19 protein-coding genes are annotated in these 17,886 nt (G+C 69.5%); 11 read left to right on the forward strand and 8 right to left on the reverse strand.

The window, feature by feature from the left end; genetic code table 11:
* Positions 1-48: 48 nt before the first annotated feature.
* From LFM09_RS08390 to LFM09_RS08415, 6 genes are read left to right on the forward strand one after another with little or no spacing between them, the layout of a single operon-like run.
* Positions 49-2,556 carry a lanthionine synthetase LanC family protein gene (locus LFM09_RS08390; RefSeq protein WP_414095737.1) on the forward strand — a complete coding sequence of 836 codons (2,508 nt, stop codon included), beginning with the start codon at positions 49-51 and terminating at the stop codon, positions 2,554-2,556.
* Positions 2,557-2,558: 2 nt separating this feature from the next.
* Positions 2,559-3,293 carry a GNAT family N-acetyltransferase gene (locus tag LFM09_RS08395; RefSeq protein WP_414095738.1) on the forward strand — a complete coding sequence of 245 codons (735 nt, stop codon included), beginning with the start codon at positions 2,559-2,561 and terminating at the stop codon, positions 3,291-3,293.
* Positions 3,290-4,885 (forward strand): hypothetical protein, encoded by a 1,596-nt coding sequence (locus LFM09_RS08400; RefSeq protein WP_414095739.1) that lies wholly within the window; start codon positions 3,290-3,292, stop codon positions 4,883-4,885. The genes LFM09_RS08395 and LFM09_RS08400 overlap by 4 nt, the downstream gene beginning before the upstream one ends.
* Entirely contained in the window at positions 4,882-6,447 is a 1,566-nt protein-coding gene (locus tag LFM09_RS08405) for an alpha/beta fold hydrolase (RefSeq protein ID WP_414095740.1), read from the forward strand. Before LFM09_RS08400 ends, LFM09_RS08405 begins: the two co-directional genes overlap by 4 nt.
* Complete coding sequence (locus LFM09_RS08410; RefSeq protein ID WP_414095741.1) at positions 6,444-8,117, forward strand: ATP-binding cassette domain-containing protein; 1,674 nt, start codon at positions 6,444-6,446, stop codon at positions 8,115-8,117. The genes LFM09_RS08405 and LFM09_RS08410 overlap by 4 nt, the downstream gene beginning before the upstream one ends.
* Entirely contained in the window at positions 8,110-9,843 is a 1,734-nt protein-coding gene (locus LFM09_RS08415; protein ID WP_414095742.1) for an ABC transporter ATP-binding protein, read from the forward strand. The genes LFM09_RS08410 and LFM09_RS08415 overlap by 8 nt, the downstream gene beginning before the upstream one ends.
* Here LFM09_RS08415 and LFM09_RS08420 read toward each other — a convergent pair.
* The 3 genes from LFM09_RS08420 to LFM09_RS08430 are packed head-to-tail and all read right to left on the reverse strand — an operon-like array spanning position 9,840 to position 11,032.
* Positions 9,840-10,103 carry a hypothetical protein gene (locus LFM09_RS08420; RefSeq protein ID WP_414095743.1) on the reverse strand — a complete coding sequence of 88 codons (264 nt, stop codon included), beginning with the start codon at positions 10,101-10,103 and terminating at the stop codon, positions 9,840-9,842. The two genes, LFM09_RS08415 and LFM09_RS08420, sit on opposite strands and share 4 nt — an antisense overlap.
* Positions 10,104-10,155: 52 nt before the next feature.
* Positions 10,156-10,512, reverse strand: coding sequence for a 5-carboxymethyl-2-hydroxymuconate Delta-isomerase (locus tag LFM09_RS08425; protein ID WP_414095744.1), 357 nt, complete (start codon positions 10,510-10,512; stop codon positions 10,156-10,158).
* A 10-nt stretch (positions 10,513-10,522) separates the two neighbouring features.
* The gene (locus LFM09_RS08430) at positions 10,523-11,032 is read right to left on the reverse strand and encodes a winged helix-turn-helix transcriptional regulator (RefSeq protein WP_414095745.1); all 510 of its coding nucleotides are present in this window, start codon (positions 11,030-11,032) and stop codon (positions 10,523-10,525) included.
* Positions 11,033-11,118: 86 nt separating this feature from the next.
* Between LFM09_RS08430 and LFM09_RS08435 the strand changes: the two genes are divergently transcribed.
* The gene (locus LFM09_RS08435) at positions 11,119-11,415 is read left to right on the forward strand and encodes a putative quinol monooxygenase (protein WP_414095746.1); all 297 of its coding nucleotides are present in this window, start codon (positions 11,119-11,121) and stop codon (positions 11,413-11,415) included.
* 16 nt (positions 11,416-11,431) lie between these two features.
* A complete protein-coding gene (locus LFM09_RS08440; protein ID WP_414095747.1) occupies positions 11,432-11,932 on the forward strand; it encodes a PaaI family thioesterase in 501 nt (166 codons plus the stop codon).
* Between the two features lie 206 nt (positions 11,933-12,138).
* On the opposite strand, the gene LFM09_RS08445 is transcribed toward LFM09_RS08440, so the two are convergent.
* Entirely contained in the window at positions 12,139-12,519 is a 381-nt protein-coding gene (locus LFM09_RS08445; RefSeq protein WP_414095748.1) for a DUF2231 domain-containing protein, read from the reverse strand.
* Between the two features lie 74 nt (positions 12,520-12,593).
* On the opposite strand from LFM09_RS08445, the gene LFM09_RS08450 reads away from it, so the two are divergent.
* Entirely contained in the window at positions 12,594-13,388 is a 795-nt protein-coding gene (locus LFM09_RS08450) for an alpha/beta fold hydrolase (protein ID WP_414095749.1), read from the forward strand.
* The gene (locus LFM09_RS08455; RefSeq protein ID WP_414095750.1) at positions 13,385-14,560 is read left to right on the forward strand and encodes a PP2C family protein-serine/threonine phosphatase; all 1,176 of its coding nucleotides are present in this window, start codon (positions 13,385-13,387) and stop codon (positions 14,558-14,560) included. Before LFM09_RS08450 ends, LFM09_RS08455 begins: the two co-directional genes overlap by 4 nt.
* On the opposite strand, the gene LFM09_RS08460 is transcribed toward LFM09_RS08455, so the two are convergent.
* Together LFM09_RS08460 and LFM09_RS08465 are read right to left on the reverse strand one after the other, a co-directional pair.
* The gene (locus LFM09_RS08460) at positions 14,526-14,672 is read right to left on the reverse strand and encodes a hypothetical protein (protein ID WP_414095751.1); all 147 of its coding nucleotides are present in this window, start codon (positions 14,670-14,672) and stop codon (positions 14,526-14,528) included. The genes LFM09_RS08455 and LFM09_RS08460 overlap by 35 nt on opposite strands.
* Positions 14,673-14,693: 21 nt before the next feature.
* Positions 14,694-15,458 carry an SDR family oxidoreductase gene (locus tag LFM09_RS08465; protein ID WP_414095752.1) on the reverse strand — a complete coding sequence of 255 codons (765 nt, stop codon included), beginning with the start codon at positions 15,456-15,458 and terminating at the stop codon, positions 14,694-14,696.
* Positions 15,459-15,557: 99 nt separating this feature from the next.
* Between LFM09_RS08465 and LFM09_RS08470 the strand changes: the two genes are divergently transcribed.
* Positions 15,558-16,397: a helix-turn-helix transcriptional regulator gene (locus LFM09_RS08470; protein ID WP_414095753.1), complete on the forward strand. Its 840-nt coding sequence runs from the start codon at positions 15,558-15,560 to the stop codon at positions 16,395-16,397.
* On the opposite strand, the gene LFM09_RS08475 is transcribed toward LFM09_RS08470, so the two are convergent.
* Entirely contained in the window at positions 16,390-16,863 is a 474-nt protein-coding gene (locus LFM09_RS08475; protein ID WP_414095754.1) for a GNAT family N-acetyltransferase, read from the reverse strand. The two genes, LFM09_RS08470 and LFM09_RS08475, sit on opposite strands and share 8 nt — an antisense overlap.
* The gene (locus LFM09_RS08480) at positions 16,863-17,885 is read right to left on the reverse strand and encodes an alpha/beta hydrolase-fold protein (RefSeq protein ID WP_414095755.1); all 1,023 of its coding nucleotides are present in this window, start codon (positions 17,883-17,885) and stop codon (positions 16,863-16,865) included. Before LFM09_RS08480 ends, LFM09_RS08475 begins: the two co-directional genes overlap by 1 nt.
* Between the last annotated feature and the right edge of the window lies 1 nt (position 17,886).

Below are 17,886 nucleotides of genomic sequence, written 5' to 3' on the forward strand. Positions count from 1 at the left end.
CCGCCTCGCGCGGCCCACGGCAAGTCCCTTCTCAGGCAGGTGAGTTCCATGCGACGACGCGTTGCCCCCGACCCGATCCGTGTTGAAGTGGGCTCTATTGCCTCAGCCTGCTCTTCCAGCTACACCGTGCGCGGCGAGCCCTTCTGGTGGCACTTCGACCCGGTGGCCTCTGCTCCCATGCCACGGCAGGGCTGGAAGATCCACGTGAGCGCTGCGCCGCGTGATGCGGCCGAGGTGCTGCGCCGCGTCGCCGCTGTCGTGGTGCCCTTGTCGCTGCGCTGGAAGGCCGCGCGGTCTCTCGACAACCTGATGGACCTGAGCTCGCCGCCGTCGCCGCTCACCCAGTCCGGCAAGTTCATCACGATCTACCCGGACTCCTCGCTTGCGTCGCTCTGTTCGTCTTTGGACGCGGTGACGCGCGATTTCGACGCGCCTGTTGTGCCTTCGGATCGGCGGTTTCGCCCGCACAGCAACGTTTACCTGCGGTATGGGGCGTTTTCCGCTGCTTCGGTGTTCGACCCGGTCGAGCAGAGCCTGAAGCAGGTGCTGACCCACCCCGCTGGGCATCGGGTGGAGGATCGGCGCGCGCCTGGGGTGGCTGCGCCGGACTGGGTTGAAGATCCGTTGCCAGTGCAGTCGCGGGTGTTCCTGGAGCGGCCTGGGAGTGGGTTGTTCGGCCGGGAGATCGTGGTGCAGGGGGTGTTGCGGCAGTCGGTGAAGGGCGGGGTGTTCCGGGTTCGGTACCGGGGTGTGCCGGCGGTGCTGAAGGAAGCTCGGATCGGTACCACGCCTGATCGGCTGGGGCGGGACTCGCGCGCCGCTCTGTTGAACGAGTGGCGGTTGCTGCGGGTGTTGAGCGGGAGTGGGCTCGCGCCTGAGCCGCTTGCCTTCTTCCACCAGGAGGACAACGCCTATCTGGTGCAGGAGTTCTTGCCTGGGCGGACTTTGCGTGCTGAGGTTGAGCGGCGCAACTACACCGAGTCGGTTTCTTCTTCGGCTCTTTTGGGGTTGTTGGACGGGGTTCATCGGGTTGTGCGCGAGGTCGAGGCTCGTGGGATTCGACTGCTTGATCTGACGCCCAACAACATCATGGTCTCCGGTGATCGGCTTGCGGTGATCGACCTGGAGCACGCTGGGCTCGTTGATTCGCCTGAGCCGCCGTTTGTTGCGCACACGCCGGGGTATGTGCCGGAGTCGGCGCCTTGGGCCGGTGATGTGGAGTACGCGCTCGCGGCTATCGATCATTACGTGTTGACGGGGATCGACCCGTACCTGGGGCGTGGCGTCAGGTACGCGGATCACCTGCCGGCTGTGCTGGAGGCCTTCGCTCCGCGTCAGCTGGATGATTCCGCTCTGGACGGTGTTCACGCGAAACTTGGCGGGGGTTCGACGTCCCCTGGTGAGGACCTCACCGTCGAGGAAGCGGTCGAGGCGGGGGAGGAGCTGGTCAAGCTCGTCGAGTGGGACCGCACCCCCTGGCCCTGGCCGCAGCGCTGGGCACCGGGCTCGATGCACCCCGCGTCGTTCATGGCGGGCACGGCCGGCATCGCCCGCTTCTACCTCGACCTGTGGGAAGCCACCGGGGACAAGGCCTGGCTCCGCCACACCGACACCCTCCTGACCTGGACCGTCGACAACAACCCGGTGGTACCCGGCCAGGCCCCGCCCGGCCTGTACTTCGGCCTCGGCTCACTCCCGTGGTTGATGACAGACCTCGCGGCAGCGGGCCACGAACCGGAGCTGTGGCGCACCGAGGCTCGACGGTTCGCCGACGAGCTGAGCGAGATCGAGGTCCACGGCTGGGACATCACGCACGGCTGGGCGGGCATCGGCCTCGCCAAGATCGCCCTGCTCAAGGCCACAGGTGAGGGGCACGACGAGATCGCCGCGATCATCGCCAAGCTGCTCGCCGCGGTGTCGGCCAAGGACGGACCGAGCTGGCCGAACAACGGGTCGGACTTCCACGGGTTCGCGCACGGCAGCGCGGGCGTCGCGTACTTCCTGCTGCACGCCGGGCTCGCCGTGGACGACCCGGTGGCGGTCGATCTCGCCATCGCCACCGGCCGCGCGTTGCTGACCAAAGCGGTAGGAGCGGCGGAAGGGTTGTCGTGGCCGCACAAACCGGGTTCGGAGACCGTGTGGTCGCACTGGTGCAACGGTGCGGCCGGCGTTGGGATCCTGCTGCACGCCCTCGCGCAGCACACGAACGACGACGACTTCAGGAACGGCGTGACCAAAGCCGGGCGGGCGATCACGACGGCACGGCCGTTCGGTAGTGCGTGCCGGTGTCACGGGCTGGCCGGAGACGGGGACTTCCTGCTCGACCTCGCCGCGGATCCGAGGCACGGCGAGGAGTTCCACGACGGCGCTGTCCACATCGGACGCAAGCTCGACGCGCTGCGGTTCCGGGACGGGTTCGCCGTCAAGTGGGCGCCGGAAGGGCTTGGCGTGCCACGGCCCGACTACATGCGCGGGTACACCGGCGTGCACGCGTTCCGACTCAGGCTTGCCGGGCACGTTGCTCGTTCGCCCCTGACCCTGCGACTGGAGGACTGACCGTGAACCTCACCGATCTCCTGGTGCACGAGATGGTCGTGGACTGGGGGCCGAACCGGCGTGTGGTGGCGTCGCGCGCGGGCGAGACCGTGTTCTCGTGCGTGGTGCGTCCGGCTGGCGGCACCTGGTACGTGACGGACTGCCTGCCACAGCGCGATGATCCGGTGGTTGTCGCACAGCTGGAGCGGACACTCGTCTACCTGGCCGCGGAACACGGCATCAGCGACGTCATCGCCGTCGCGCCGGAGTTCTGGGACGTCGGGGGCGACGACTGCGGGCGGATCGTGCCGATGTGGCTGCGGCTGGACGGCGAGCTGATCGCGACGTTCGAGCGGGTGTTGCCGGTCGGGTACCGGGTCGTGCCGTTCGACGCCGAGCTGCCGGGTGCCGAGCACGACCTGCAGGTGTTTCGGCAGATCACGTCTGGCGACTACGGGCCGTTGGTGCCTGAGGCGTCGCTCAAGATCGTGGCTGACGGCACTGTGCGCGGGGCGATCGCGGTGACGGAGGACCGTGGAGTGCCGCTGATCGGGCACCTGGTGGTCGAAGCCGCCGAACGGGGTGGCGGACTCGGGAAGACGTTGCTGGTGCGCAGCATGCTCGGGCTGACGGCGGCCGGATACGCGGACTGCCGGCTCAACGTCATGGCGGACAACTTCACGGCGCGCCGGCTGTACCGGTCGATCGGCTTCGTGCAGGACCGCGCGACGCTCAAGGCGAGCCGGGTGACGTCATGAGCGTGACGGTGCTGTCGGTGGAGTCCGCGCGGACTCCCGATGTGCTGAACGACCTGAGGGAGCGCTACGGCCAGGTGAGGTACTACCTGTCCGCTGGCCGTGCGGTGTGGTTGCGTGGAACGGCTGAATGGCCCGTCGACCTGACGACGGCCATCTTGCGGTGCCATGACGAACGTGAGGCACGGCTGAGGGCCGAAGTCCGGGCCGTGCGTGAGTGGCTGGCCGAGGGCGGCTCACGGGCCGTGGTCGTGGAACTGTTCGGTGCTCCCACCCACGACGACGTGCGTTTCGTTCAGGAGTGCCGGATGCGTCTGGTGCGAGGCGAAGCGCAGTCGGTGACTGTGCTGCGCCACATCCCCGCCGAGTTGCCCGAGGTGGGAGACGAGATTCTGGCGATGCTGCGCCTGGCCGGTGGCGCGGTGTCCGAAGCGGAGTTCCGGCGCTGGCAGTCTGAACATGACTGGGGTGACGAACTCGTGCACACAGTAACGTCCACAAGGGACGGTCTGCGCACGTTCGCCTCGCCGGTGACGCGTCCGTTGCCCATCACCCCCGAACTGGCGGCGGAGGTTGTGGCAGGTTCCCACGCGCCGTTGCTGGAAACCGCCGCCCTGGTGCAGGACCCGGGGTTGACGCTGCAGGCCTTCACCACCGGTGCGGCCGCCGAAGCTGCGGGCCAGGGGCGCGTGCTGTCGCGGTATGCGGGCAACCTGTACCGCCGCGCGCTGCGGAGCACGGAGGTTTCGCACGCCACCGCCGCAACGGCGTACCTGGCGGCACTGGTCGCGGACCGCCGCCGGGTCTCCGGCCCGCTGGCGGATCTGTTGCTGAAGCACGCGGAACGCTGGGACGTCGAACCGTCCGCGCGGGCGATGCTGGCGTTCAGCCTCGGCCAGCTGCTGGCCAAGGACCCCGACGCGGAGGTGCGCTCGTCGGCCGCGCGGTGCTTCGCGCGGGCCCGCGAGCTCGACGTGCCGGTGACGCAGGTCGCGGCGTCGTTCAACGGTGCCGCGCTGGCGCTGTACCGCGACCGTGATCTCGACGGCGCGGTCACCAGCATGCGAGCGGCGCTGGCCGCGCTCGAAGGCCAGAAAATCGCTGCCGACCAACAGGTTCAGCTGCTCACCAACCTCGCCAAGCTCCGCCGCGGCACCCCCGAGGCGACGAGCCTGTACCGGCGGGCGTGGGCGGCCGCGGATGACGTCGCGACCGCCACCTACGTCGCCTCCGACCTGGTGCGGGTGCTGCTCGACGCGGGGGAGGAACGGGAGGCGGAAGCCGTCGCGACGCGGCTGCTCGACCTCTACGACCAGGCCGGCGACACCAGCCAGGCCAGCGAGAAGGCGGTCTCGGCGGTGTGCTTCCGCTTGGCGGACAACGCATCCGGCGAGCCGAAGGAAGCCGCCCGCTGGTACCTCGCCGCAGTCAGCCGGATGCGGCGCGGGGCACCGGAAGTCGTGGACGCCATCCTGCGCAACCTGGGCGACCAGCCGTCGGCCCTCATCGAACCCCTTGAACAGGAACGCATCGCACACGCGCTGGTCGCCGAGGATCTTCTCGCGCTGCGGTGTCTGCTGGCCGGTGCGGCATGATCCTCGGTCCCGACCTGCTCGCCGTCACCCGTCCCGGCGAGGTCGGCCTGGCCCGGCTCACCTCCGACGGCTCGCTCGTCGACCTCGACTGGATCCAGTGCGGCGACTGGCAACTGGTCGGCTGGGCGGCGCGCGACCTGCTCGCGTTGCGCCGCCGGGGCGAGCTGGCGCTCCTGGACACCGGCCGCCGGATGCTGACCTCGACGCATCCGGTGGTCGGCCGCACCTTGCGTTTCAACGGCACGCAAGCCCTGGTCGCGGTCGTGCGCAACGGTCGCCCGGTGCTGTGCCTGCACCGCCCGCTGACCGGTGCCTACCAGGTGCTCGACGCCACCGAGGGCGTGTCGTCCGTCGCCTCCTGGGACCCGGCAGCGCGCACCGCGTTGATCAACCGTGACGGTCAGGTGGTGCTCGTCCGGTACGACGACAGTTCGGCCGTTGAAATCGGTGCGGCGTCGGCGGCTTCGGGCGACGGACCGCTGATCGCGGTGACCGGCCACGACGGGCCGGGCGTGCTCGACCTCCACACCGGCGAGGTGCGCTGGTTCGCGCCGGGCGGAACGGGGATCGCGGTCTCGCGGTCGGGCCTTCTGCTGACCATGGCGTGGACCGATCACCGTTATGTGTACCGAGTGCTGGACCACGACGGCCAGGTGGTGGGAACCGCGGTGCCCGACCACGGCATCGCGACAGACCTGACCTTCACCGCCGACGAGCGTCACCTGCTGGGCCGGCACCAGTCGCCCGCGGCGCCGCCGGTGCTCGCGAAGTGGGAGATCCACAGTGGACGGATGACCGCTCTCCAGCAACGGACCGAGATCGCGGTCCGCTGGCAGCACCGGGAGAGCGAGCTGTCCCCGGAATGGCTCTACGAACCGGAAGGCGGCGGGCACGGCGGTGTGGTGCTGCACCTGCACGGCGGTCCGCGCAGCCAGCTCCGGCAGATCCACGAGCCGATGATCGCGGCGCTCGTCGCGGCCGGGTGGACCGTGATCGGCATGAACTACCCCGGCAGCTCGGGCTACTCCGACGAGTTCCGGGATGCCGTGGTCGGCGACTGGGGTGGTGCCGACGTGGCAGCGGTCGTCGCACGACTGCGCGCGCTGAAGGGCGATCGGCCGGTGTGCTTGTACGGCCAGAGTTATGGGGCTTACCTGGCGTTGCTGGCGGCGGCACCGGACTTGGTGGACGCGGTCGCTGTGTGGGCGCCGGTCACAGATCTGCCGCGGTTGCTGGAGTCGGCGACGGGGTTGCACCGGCAGTGGTTGCGGACGGAGTTGGGGGCCCTCGCGGACGACCCACGCGGACTTTCGGAACGGAGTCCGATCAACCGGCCGTACAACGCGCCGAGGCTGATGGTCGGGCACAGCAAGGGGGATGACCGGTGTCCGGTGGATCAGTCGCGGAGGTTCGTCGAGCTGGTGGGGGCTGATCGGTATGTCGAACAGCCCGGGGACGGCCATGAGCCGGCGGATTTCGAGGGGTGGAGCGACGCGGTGGTGAAGCACTTCGGGCAGGTGGCGTGTCGAGCGAACACCTCGGACGGGGTGGTGGCGTCGTGAGAACACTTCTGTGGCGAGCTGGTCGCTCCCGGTTCGCCCTGTTCTGCGTGCTGGCCGTCCTCCAAGGCCTCGCCCCCGCCGCCGCCATCGCCGCATCCGGCGTGCTCATCGCCGGCCTACCCGCCAACCCGTCCCAGGCCCTGCTCGGCCTCGCGCTGTTCGGCACCTCCCTCCTGTTCGGCACCCTCCTGTCCGCTGTGCTGGACCACGAAGCCGCGGTCCTCGACGGCCGGTTCGCCGCAGCTGTCCACAACACCGTGACCCGCGCGTCCCTGGGCACCGACGTCGCCCTTCTGGTCGACCCCAAGACAACCGCTGAACTGGGCGCCTTGGCCGAGTTCGAGCGCGTGGACGGCTTTGTCGGCACCGCCACCGCCCTGAGGGAACTCCTGCGGCAACGAGCAACGGGCGTTGGTGCGGCCGTGGTCCTCGCGACGTTCGCGTGGTGGGCGCCGCTGGTGATGTTCGCGGGCTGGCGCGGCCTCAGCGCAGCCGTCCGCAAGTGGCTCGACCACGGCATGACCCTCGGCGCACAGCAGGGCGAGACCGCGATGCGCCGGGCGCGTTACCTTCGCGGGCTGGCCGTGGACAGCCCGGCCGCCAAGGAGATCCGCGTGTTCGGCCTGGCCGGCTGGCTCGTCCCGCTCTACCGAGACGCCTACCTGGCGGCACTGGAGGTCGTCTGGGCGGGCCGGCGCCTCGGCATGCGCACGGTCCTCGCCGCGACCGGCGGAGTGTTGCTGGCGCACCTCGTGGTGCTGACCGCGATCGCCCAGGGCACGACCACCCCGGCCGAGATCGTCGTGTACGCGCAGGCTGTCCTGTCCACGAGTGCGCTGGGGTACGTGTTCGGCGCCGAGATTCCGCTCGCCCGCGCCCGCAAGGTCGCCGAACTGGCGCACGAGCTCTCGACCAGACTCGTCGCGACCACCACGAAGCACCGCGAAGCGCCGCAGATCGAGCTGCGCGATGTCCAGTTCACCTACCCAGGGCAGGAAAAGCCCGTGCTCGACGGGCTGAGCTTGACAGTCCCCAAAGGACAGTCGCTCGCGATCGTCGGCGAGAACGGCGCGGGCAAGAGCACGCTGGTCAACCTGCTGTGCGGTATCCACCAGCCCCAGCAGGGCGAGATCGCGATGCCGGGCAACGTCAGCGCGATCGTGCAACGGTTCACCCGCTTCGAACTCTCCCTGCGCGACAACATCGGTCTCGGTGCGACAGAAGAAGAAGCACGCCGAGCACTCGAAAAAGCTGGTGGAGCAAGCCTCCTCGACGATCTTCCGCACGGCTGGGACACGGTCCTTTCGTCGGCCCACCCGCACGGCCGCGATCTTTCCGGCGGCCAGTGGCAGAAGGTGGCGCTCGCCAGGGCGCTGCGGGCCGTCGACATCGGCGCGGACGTGCTGATCATGGATGAACCGTCGGCCAGCCTGGACGTGAAGGCGGAGGAGGAGCTGTTCCGGCGGTTCGGTGAGTTGGGCGGCGAGATCACCACGATCCTCGTGTCACACCGGCTCGCGTCCGTCCGGCACGCAGACCGGATCGTCGTGATCGCTGGAGGCCAGGTCGTGGAGGACGGCACGCACGCCGAGCTGATGGCCGCGAACTGCAGGTACGCCGCTATGTACTCGTTGCAGGCAGAACGGTTCAGGGAGTGGAGCCATGCGTGAAATCCGCCTGCTGGTCGCGACGGCCTGGCGGGTCGACCGCCGGCTGACCCTGGCCATGATCGCCGAACCGCTCGGCAACACCCTCGTGCTGATGTCCGGCCTGTGGCTGGCGATGCTCACGAACGGTGTCCTGCAAGGAGATCCGCGGCAAACAGCGATCGGCATCGGTGCGCTCGTGATCGGCGCCGGGCTCGGTTGGCAGCTCGACCTGTCCGCCAGCCAGTGGCGGATGGTGCTGGGGGAGAAGGTCGCGCACGCGTTCGACACGGAGATCGCTCGGATGTCGGCATCCCTGCCCACGCTGGAGCACTTCGACCGCGCCGAGTACCACGACCAGCTCGAATTGCTGCGCCAGCGCCAGGGCCAGCTCGGCAACTCGATGAGCGCCCTCGCCATGACGGTGAAGGCGCTCGCAGCCGGAGCGACTGTCCTCGTCCTGCTCGTCGTCGCCCACCCGGCGATGCTCGCGCTCGTGCTGCTCGCGTTGCCGGCGTTGCTGATCACCAAGACGCAGCAACGCTGGCGCGCACAAGGAGAGGACAGCTCGGCACTGCCGGGCCGCACCGCACGGCACCTGCGCACCGTCGCCCAGGATCGTGACGCCGCAGTGGAAATCCGGCTGTTCGGCCTCGCCGGTGACCTCGAACGCCGGATGAACGACCTGTGGCGCGAGCAACGCGTACCGATCGAGGCCGCCGAACGCAAGGTCGCCGGAGCGTCGCTGGCCCAGCAGCTCCTCTACGTGGCCGGAGTGATCGCCGCGGTCGGTTTCGTGCTGCACCAAGCGATCCAGGGCAGGTCAGCGCCGGGTGACGTGGTGCTCGCGATCTACCTCAGCCAGCAGGTGCAGACCGCGGTGATCTGGCCGATCCAGGCCGTCACCGGCTTCGGCCGCACCCTGCACACCGTCCGCCGCTACCGGTGGCTCGTCGACCGCGCTCGCACCGCCACCCCGACCGGCTCCCGGCCCGCCCCGACGGAGATCACCGACGGCATCCGGCTGGAGAACGTGTCGTTCCGCTACCCCGGCAGCGAGAAGTGGGTGCTGCGCAACGTGGATCTGCTGATCCCGGCCGGCAGCGCGCTGGCGGTCGTCGGCGAGAACGGCGCCGGCAAGACGACGTTGGTCAAGCTGCTGACCAGGATGTACGAGCCCACCGAAGGCCGCATCACGGTCGACGGCGTGGACCTGGCCGAACTCGACCTCGAAACGTGGCGCGCACGGCTCGCTGCGACGTTCCAGGACTTCGCCCGCTTCGAGTTCACCGTCCAGCACGCGGTGGGCGTCGGTGACCTGCCGCACCTCGACGACCACGAGCACGTCGAGGCCGCCCTCACGAGAGCGAACGCGCACGTCCTCCCGCAGGAAGCCCAGCTCGGCACGTCGTGGGGCGGCACCGACCTCTCCACCGGGCAGTGGCAGAAGCTCGCGCTGGCCCGCGGCCTGGCCCGCACCCCGCTGATCCGGTTCTTCGACGAACCGACGGCGTCGCTGGACGCGTTCACCGAGGACGCGCTCTTCACCGGCATGGCCAGGGCCACCGACGGCGCGCACGGCATGATCACGGTCCTGGTCACGCACCGCTTCTCCACGGTCCGGTCGAGCGACCTCATCGTCGTTCTCGCCGACGCGGGCGTGGCGGAACTCGGTTCACACCAGGAGTTGCTGGCGCGCAACGGACGTTATGCCGAGCTGTACCGGTCACAGGCCGACGCCTTCGCCTAGGGCCGCCACGAGCCGTCAAGCGGAATCCCCGCAGCCGTCGCGATGCCGCGAAACGCCGTCTGCCAGGTGTGGCGGTGGGTGTCGACGAAGCCGGGCAGCACGATCCGGCCGGTCGCGTCGATCACCTCGGCGTCCGGTGCGTCGATGTGCGCGGCCACCTCGGTGATCACGCCGTCGGTGATCAGCACGTCGCCGCGGGCCAGGTCGCCGATCGACGGGTCCAGGCTCAGCACGGTGCCGCCGGAAACAAGAGTCCTCATTCCCAGAAGACAAAGCGGCGGCCCCGGCTGTGACAAGCAGCTGTTCCGCTGGTCAGACCACGATCTTCTGGTACTGCTCACGATCCATGTCGTGCACCTCGAGCGTGAGCTGCGTCGTGAGCCCCTCCACCGGCTTGAGGTGCTGCCGCGCGAGGTCGATCGCGACCCGGCCCACCTCCTGCTTGAGGTCGGCCGGCCGCCCGGACAGCAGGCCGATCCGCACGTGGATCATCGCGGCCGGCGAGCCGTCACCGATCACGGACTCCTCGATCTGCCTCAACCTCGTCTTGAACGCGGCCACGTCCGAGCTGACCAGCGGCGACAGGGTCTGGTGCAGCGCGAGGGCGAAGGCGCGGCGGTCGAACGCCTCGGCGACCTCGGCGGAGTACTCGACGGTGATCTGTGGCATGCCGGTCACGCTACCGGTCGAGCGGTTCGAGCAGCCTGCGCGGAACGTTGAGCAGCTTGGAGACCGGGTCGGGGTTGGCGTTGCCCGCCTCGAACCCCGGTCCCGGCTCGATGCGGGTATCGGCCACCGGGATCACCGCGCCGCACTGCGCGCAGCGGCCCTCGTGGTCTAGCAGGCCGCCGTCGAGGTCGTGCCGCAGCGTGCGCTTGTCGCCGCGCGGTGAGTAGAACTCGTCGCCCCACGCCATCAAAGCGCGCAGGATCGGCCACAGCTCGACGCCCTTGTCGGTGAGCTGGTAGTCGCCGGCAGCGGTGCGTTCGAGCACGCCCTCGTGCACGAGCGCCTTGAGGCGGTTGGTCAGGACGGCCCGCGGGATGCCGAGCTGGGTGGCGAAGTCGCCGAACTTGCGCACGCCGTAGAAGGCGTCGCGGACGATCAGCAACGTCCACCGCTCGCCGACCACCTCCAGCGCTCGCGCCAGGGAGCAGTTGCGGTCCGCGTAGGTGCTGGGCAGTGCCATGGATCTCATCGTAGTTCATTCACCGAACTAGGCCGTGTTGCGGTGGCGGAGTTCAGTGAATGAACTACCCCTCGGGAGCGTGTTCGATGTACCAGTTCCTCGTGTCCTTCACCGTCCAGCCCGAACACCGCGACGACTTCATCCGGGTCGCCAGGAAGACCGCGGAGGACTCCCTCGCGAACGAGCCGGGCTCGCTGCGGTTCGAGGTCATCGCGGACGAGGAGAACCCGGATCTCTTCTACCTCAACGAGGTCTACTCCGACGTCGACGCGTTCGCCGCGCACGCGGGCGGCCCGCACTTCGGCGCGTTCTTCGCCGAGACCAGCGCCTACGCTGAGGGCCCGAACTGGCTCATGAAGGGCAACGTCGTTCCCGCCGTCTGACCACAGAGGACTGATCATGACCGACTCGCCGCGCAAGCGGACCGTGACCTGGAACGACCCGGCGGCGACCGCGGCGATGGCGGTGGGACGCGACGGTCTGGAGTTCATCCAGGCCCTCGCGTCCGGCGCGATCCCGCCGCCACCGATCGTCGAGCTCATCGGCGCGCGCCTGGTGTCCGCGACGAAGGGCGAAGTGGTGTTCGCCCTGGAACCGCAGGAGTTCCACTACAACCCGATCGGCTCAGTGCACGGCGGCATCTACGCGACGCTGCTGGACTCGGCGGCGGGCTGCGCCGTCCACACCACGCTCCCGGCCGGGACCGGCTACACCAGCCTCGACCTCAACGTCCGGTTCCTCCGTCCGATCAGGACGGACACCGGCACGGTCACCTGCACCGGCACGGTGGCGAACCTCGGCCGCCGGACCGCGCTCGCCGAAGCGCGCCTGGAGGACGGAGCCGGCCGCCTGCTCGCCACGGCCTCGAGCAACTGCCTGATCCTGGAAGGAAAACCTTGAGCACTTCACCGATCCTCGTCACGGGTGCCACGGGCCGGCACGGTGGTGGCACGATATGTCCACATTGGACGGCGTGGTGAAACCCGAACACGGCCCGGCACATCTCGGTCGTCGCGCATCGGATCGCGCAGACCGGTCCAACCTGGTCCGGCTGATCGGCCGGGCGCCGCTCACCTTCCGCGAGCACGTCCGAGAAGCTGCGGTGATCAGGTGGTGACGACGCCTGGGGTCCAGCGCCGGACGACGGTGACGCCGAGGAACCCGGCCACGCCCGCCCACCCGGCGAGCACCGCGGTCCACGTCGGCTCCCACCCGGTCTGGTCGAGCCGCAACGCCCAGCTCACTCCGAAGAGCACGAGAACGGCCGTGACCGCGAGATCACGGCCGGCGGCGGGCTGGGAAGCCTCGGCGAAGATCCGGTCGAGCCAGCCGGAGGCCGCGACCGCGATGCCGAGCAGCAGGCCGGCCGTGATCAGGTGCCACGCGGCGGCGGCCAGCGAGGAGCTGCCCGTGAACAGGTGCAACACGTCGAGTCCGGCCGCGAAGGTGAGCAGGGCGAGCGGCAGCACGGCCAGACGGCGCGGCATGGGCGAGTTCCTTTCCCGAGAGGCTTGAGGGTAGGTACCCGCACCTGCCACGGCCACACACATAGGATCCGTTGATGGACGTGTTGCGCAGGAACAACGTCGTCGTGACCGGGACCGGGCCGACGCTCCTGCTCGCGCACGGCTTCGGCTGCGACCAGAACCTGTGGAGCCGCGTGGTTCCCGACCTGGCCGAGCGGTGCCGGGTCGTGTTGTTCGACCACACCGGCTGCGGGCGTTCGGACACGTCGGCCTGGTCGCCCGAGCGGTACAGCGGCCTCGACGGGTACGCCGACGACGTCCTGGCCATCTGCCGTGAGCTCGATCTGCGCGACGTCATCCTGGTCGGGCACTCGGTGAGCGCCATGATCGCGGTGCTGGCGGCGAACGCCGAACCCGACCGGTTCGCAGGCCTGGTGCTGCTCACCCCGTCGCCGCGCTACGTCGACGACGTGGACTACCGGGGCGGGTTCAGCCGCGAGGACATCGACGAGCTGCTCACCGCGCTGGAGTCGAACTACCTCGGCTGGTCGGCGGCGATGGCACCGGTCATCGTGGACAATCCGGACCGGCCGGAACTGGCCGACGAACTCAAGAACAGCTTCTGCCAGACGGACCCGGCGATCGCGCGGGTGTTCGCGCGCGCGACGTTCCTCGCGGACAACCGGGCCGATCTGGCGAAGGTCACCGTGCCGACGCTGGTGATCCAGTGCGCCGTCGACGCGATCGCGCCGCCCGAGGTCGGCCGGTTCACGCACGAGCAGATTCCCGGCAGCCGGCTCGTCACGCTGGACGCGATCGGCCACTGCCCGCAGCTCAGCGCGCCGGAGATCACCGCACAGGCGATCCTGGAGTTCGTGGACTCACGATGAGCGGGGCGTGGCTGGAGGAGAGCGCCGAGGACCTCTACGACAACGCCCCTTGCGGCTACGTGTCGACGTTGCTCGACGGCACCATCGCGAAGATCAACGCGACGCTGCTGGGCTGGCTCGGCTACCGCGCGGACGAGCTGGTGGGGCTTCGGAGGTTCCCGGACCTGCTCACGGTCGGCGGCCGGATGTACTACGAGACGCACTTCGCGCCGCTGCTGCACATGCAGGGCGAGCTCGGCGGGGTCGCGCTGGAGATGAAGGCCGCGGACGGCACGCGGCTGCCGGTGCTGCTCACCTCGATCGTCAGGACCGGCCCAACGCAGAAGGTCATCCGCACGACCGTGTTCGACGCCCGCGACCGGCGTGCCTACGAGGAGGAACTGCTGCGCGCCCGTGAGCAGGCCGAACGGGAACGCGACAGGGCCCAGCAGCTGGCCAGGACGTTGCAGCAGACGCTGTTGCCACCGGCGTTGCCCGAGGTGCCCGGCATGCGGGCCGAGGCGTACTACCACCCGGCGTCGCTCGACCAGGTCGGTGGCGACTTCTACGACCTGTTCCCGCTCACCGGCGACACCTGGGGCTTCTTCCTCGGCGACGTGTCCGGCAAGGGCGTGGACGCGGCCGTGGTCACCTCGCTGGCGCGCTACACGCTGCGGGCGGCGGCGGTGTACAACCCGGAGCCGATCAGCGTGTTGAAGCAGCTCAACGCCGTGCTGACCCAGTCACGGCCGCGGTTGTGCACGGTGCTCTACGGCCACATCCGGCCTGGCGGAGACGGCGCCACCGTCAGCCTGGCCACCGGTGGGCACCCGCCGCCGCTCCTCCTGCGCGCGGACGGCACCTCGTCGTTGCTGCGCCTGCCCGGCGGGCAGCTGGTCGGCATGCTGCCGGACGCTCGGTTCGCCGCCACGGAGGTGCGTCTGGAACCAGGGGACGCACTGCTGCTGTACACCGACGGACTGACCGAGGCGCGCTCCGGAGACACCCGTTACAGCGAAGAGGCCCTGCTCAGCGACTTGAGCGGCCTCACGCCGGCAACCGCGTCCTCCGTGATCTCCGGTGCGACGCGGTTGCTGACTTCACTGGGTGCCGGGGTCGAGGACGACACCGCGCTGCTGGCGTTGAGCGTGCCCGCGCTCAGTCAGGTTGCTCCTGGTCGCCCGGCTCGTTGATCTCCGGCTCGGCCGGGGTCTCCTCGGGGATCCGCGGCTCCTCGTAGTCGAGGTCGCTCAACTGCGGTGTGCCCGGCGAGTGCGGTGCCTCTGGGTTCACTGGATCGGTCATCTGCCTGGTTACCCGCGGGCGCTAGTCGCCATGCGGGTCCGAGGCGTTGAGCGCGGTGACGACCTGGTCGTAGTCGCCGCGCGCCTCGCCGTAGCGGAGGAACTTCACGCGCTCGACCTGGATCTCGTGCGCGTCGGGCTGGGTCTCGATGATCGTCATGACCTCGTCGATGAACTCGGCCAGCGGCATCGCGTGGTCGTTGTCCGCCTGGCCGGGCAGCAGGTCCGTCTGCACCGACGGCGGCTCCAGTTCGACCACTCGCACCGGCGTGTCGGCGAGCTGGAGCCGCAGCGACTCGCTGAGCATGTGGATGGCGGCCTTCGAGGCGTTGTAGCTCGGCGTCACCTTCAACGGCGCGAAGGCGAGTCCGGAGGAGACGGTCATGATCGTGGCGTCCGGCTGCGTCTGCAGGTGTTCGACGAACGCCGCGATGAGGCGGATCGGGCCGAGGACGTTGGTCGTCACGATGCCCTCGGCCGACTCCAGGAACGACTCGGGGCGGTGCCAGTCCTCCACGCCCATGACGCCGGCCATGGTGATCAGCACGTTCAACGAGGGGAAGCGGGCCAGCACGTCCTTGGCGGCGGTCTGGACGCTCTCGGGGTCGGCGGTGTCGATCCGGACGGTCTCGACACCGGGGTGCTCGGCCGCGATCCGGTCGAGCAGTTCGGTGCGCCGGCCGCCGACGATCACGGTGTTGCCGCGCTCCCGCAGGGCGAGGGCGAGCGCCAGGCCGATGCCGCTGGTGGCGCCGGGGATGAAGACGGTGTTTCCGGTGATGTCCATGCACCGAGCTTCGGACAACGCTCTGACCGGCGGCAGAGAGCGCTTATCGGGGGATCGGCGATCCCTGGTCAACGGCCGCGGCGCCTCCATACTGGGGTTGTGGATCGTGTGGAGCTCGCGGCCTTCCTGCGCCGCCGCCGGGAAGAGCTGAGGCCGGAGGACGTCGGCCTGCCGGTGGGTGCGCGCAGGCGTGCGCCAGGCCTGCGACGCGAGGAGGTCGCGTCGCTCGCCGCGATGTCCACCGACTACTACACGCGCCTGGAGCAGCAACGGGGTCCGCAGCCCAGCGAGCAGATGCTGGCCGCGCTGGCCCGCGCCCTGCGGCTGAGCGACGACGAGCGCGACTACCTGTTCCTCGTCGCCGGTCGCAACGCCCCGTCGCCCCAGGTCACCGGCACGCACGTGGCGCCCGCGTTGCAACGGGTGCTGGACCGCCTCAACGACACGCCCGCGCTGATCCTGTCCAACCTCGGCGAGATCCTGGTGCAGAACCGGTTCGCGGAGGCGTTGTACGGCGACTCGTCCCGGTTCACGGGCCTGGCGCGCAGCGGGATCTACCGCTGGTTCCTCGACCCCGACGAACGCCTCATCTACCCCGAGCACGACCGCGACCGGCAGAGCCGTGCGCAGGTGGCGAACCTGCGCGCCGCCTACGCCGCGATGGGCCCTCGCTCACGGGCCGGCGAGCTCGTCCGCGTGCTGAAGAAGGAAAGCGCCGAGTTCGCCGAGATCTGGGAGCGGCACGAGGTCGCGAAACGCTTCGAGGACCACAAGGTGCTCGTGCACCCGCAGCTCGGTGAGATCGAGGTGGACTGCCAGGCGTTGTTCACCGAGGACCAGTCGCAGATGCTGTTGGTGCTCACCGCTCCGCCGCGCACCGAGGCGTTCGACAAGCTGCAGCTGCTCGGCGTGCTGGGCACCGAGAAGTTCGTCAGCTGAGGCGGAGGATCGTCTCCTCGATCTCCGCTTTCCTGGCCGTCGCGTAGGCGACCTCGGTGCCGATCTTCTCGAAGCCCGCCCTGGTCAGCACCCGCATCGAGCCCGTGTTGTCACTGGCGACGCGCGCGTACATCGGCCTCACCGCAACGATTTCGAGCAACAGCGCCAACGCCCGCCCGGCCACGCCCTGACCCCACACCGCGCGGTCGACCCAGTACGTGATCTCCTGATCGCCCTCCATGACGAAACTCGCGATGCTGCCGACCACCCGCCCGTCGCCGAGGATCACCATGTTGATGGTGTCGGGGTTGGCCCGGATCCTTTTCATGTGCGCGTCGAACGCCGCGCGGTCATCGGGGTCCTCCGCGGTGAACGCGGCCATCCGCACGGACTCCGGGTCGCGCATGAACTCGAACAGCGTGTCCAGGTCGGCGTCTTCCAGACCGCGCAACGACACATCCTGCATCAGCGAGCCAGCCTTTCCGCCAGCCAGGCCAGCGAGAGGGGATATCGGTAGTCGATCCCGCCGTGCCCGGCGTCGAACAGCTCGAAGTGCACCCGCTCGTCCGGCAGCCCGGCCTTGGTGATCTCCGCGCGGAACGCCTCCGCGCCCAGGTCGAGGAAGTACTCGTCGCTGCGGCCAGCGTCGATCCACACGGCGCGCAGCCCGCGGATCGCCTCTTCGTAGCGGGGCACCATCCGCACCGGGTCCCAGTCGAGCCAGCGCTGCCAGATCTCCGGCCGGATCGCCCCGGTCAGCGGGTCGAACGGCAGCTCCGGCGTGCCGTTCGCGGTGGCCGAGAAGCACGCCGAGACGCCGAGCAGCCCGAGCAACGTCGAGTCGTCCGGATTGGTGAACGACGGGCGGCCGCGGAAGTCCGCCCACCATGCCTGGATGTCGTGGTCGTAGGTGCGCAACGCTCGCGCGGCCGTGCCGAACTCCGTGATGTAGCACTGCTCGTAGAGCGCGTCGCCCGCGTGCGTGGCCAGCGCGCCGAACAGGTCGGGGCGCAGCATCGGCGTGATCATCGCGCCGAACCCGCCCGAGGACTTGCCCATGATCGCGCGCGACTCCGCCGTGGGGATCGTGCGGTAGCGGGCATCGACCCACGGCACGATCTCGTTGCACAGGTACGAGTGGTACTGCCCGGTCCCCGGTGAATCCACGAACTGCGAGCCGCCGTAAGTCGTCCAGGCGTCTACGTACACGACGACGCAGCCTGGGACGCCCTGTGCGAACACCTCGTCGGCTGTCTCGAAGAAGGGCCGGCGGAACGGCATCCTGTTGGCCCACATGCCAAGGTGCCCGGTGAAGCCCTGGATCACGTACACCGTCGGGTAGCGCTCGGCGCTCTCGTCGTAGCCCGGCGGGACGTACACCCACAACGGCCGCTCGTGCGGGTCACCGAGCGGGTTGTCGCGCAGCAGGTCGGAGACGATCGCGTGGCGGTCGAGGCGGCCGGAGAGTTCGCCCTCCCAGGGAAGCATG

It is taken from the genome of Lentzea alba (genome assembly GCF_047445655.1).
Classification (GTDB): Bacteria; Actinomycetota; Actinomycetes; order Mycobacteriales; family Pseudonocardiaceae; genus Lentzea; species Lentzea alba_A.